Source organism: Kitasatospora sp. NPDC057015, assembly GCF_042673745.1.
In the GTDB taxonomy this organism is placed as follows: domain Bacteria; phylum Actinomycetota; class Actinomycetes; order Streptomycetales; family Streptomycetaceae; genus Kitasatospora.
This window is the reverse complement of sequence record NZ_JBHUSG010000119.1, coordinates 2533-3511: the sequence shown is the minus strand read 5'-3', so window position 1 is coordinate 3511 and position 979 is coordinate 2533. Positions and strand designations below refer to the sequence as shown.

General features: G+C 54.7%; 1 protein-coding gene. It reads right to left on the bottom strand.

The window, feature by feature from the left end; all coding sequences use genetic code 11:
* Positions 1-568: hypothetical protein (locus ACFTWP_RS41365; protein WP_380270344.1), on the bottom strand; the 568-nt coding region annotated here is incomplete at its 3' end.
* Between the last annotated feature and the right edge of the window lie 411 nt (positions 569-979).

The following is a 979-nucleotide window of genomic DNA, read 5'->3' as shown; positions in this document are numbered from 1 at the left end:
GGTTGATCCACGGCGTCGGGCCATAGGCGATTCCTCGGTATGCGGTGATCGGGATTTTGTAGTTGTAAGCGGGCCGTGCGTCGTAACCGTAATCGTCCGATTCATTCGCGTTATACCCCGGAGGCTCGCCTTGACCCGGGAAGATTTCAACCTTCCCGCGAAAGGTGTGCCATACAAGCGGTCCGGTAAACCCGGGGTTGCCGAATAGCTGGGAAGGGTCTGCCGTATCACGTGGCTGAGCATTGTCGATACGAGCCACCGCTGGCCAGTTCAAGGCGATAAATTCCTTCCAGGCGAATTGCGCCGCATCCGTCAGCGTTGCACAGGATGCGCCCCCCGGGATGTCGGCGGGAAAGCCCGAGACGATCGGAATCCCGTCGTTCGTCGCTCCTGGACACGCACATGCTCCAATTCTGGGAATTGCTGCCCAAAACATCATACCGGCAGTCAACAGAGTTGCACGGGTCAAACGGGTACGTAGCCCGATCGGCAAATCGAACATATCCCCTCCTTTGGTGATAGCAGGTGAAACCGCCGTCGCCTTCGACTGCGACTTCATCTGCCGCATTTCGTATCCGAACCAAAATCAGTCAATGCAGGGCCGTCATTAGTCGCGTGTCCGGCCAACGTGTTGAAGTACGCAACGGATAGAGGGTGAACGCGAAAATCCGATAATATCGAGTTCGGGTTTGCGTCGTAGACGTGCTCACGATGTGGATTTTCTGTCCATCGCTCGCTTTGGTATGCGATGGCGGCGCCAACCCCACATTCGACCGGTATAAACAACGGGAGCCAGGGTTGATGTATTGCCCCTCGAATCGTTGGCGCTGGATATTCTCGCCCCATATATCCCCCAGTGTAGGATTGCCACCAGCTTCAGATCGAATGATTCTTATAACGGAACGGCGAGCAACTCTTGTTCGTATTCCACTCGATACGAAGGTAAAAATGTAGCTGTTATTGTTGACAGGTGACCTTT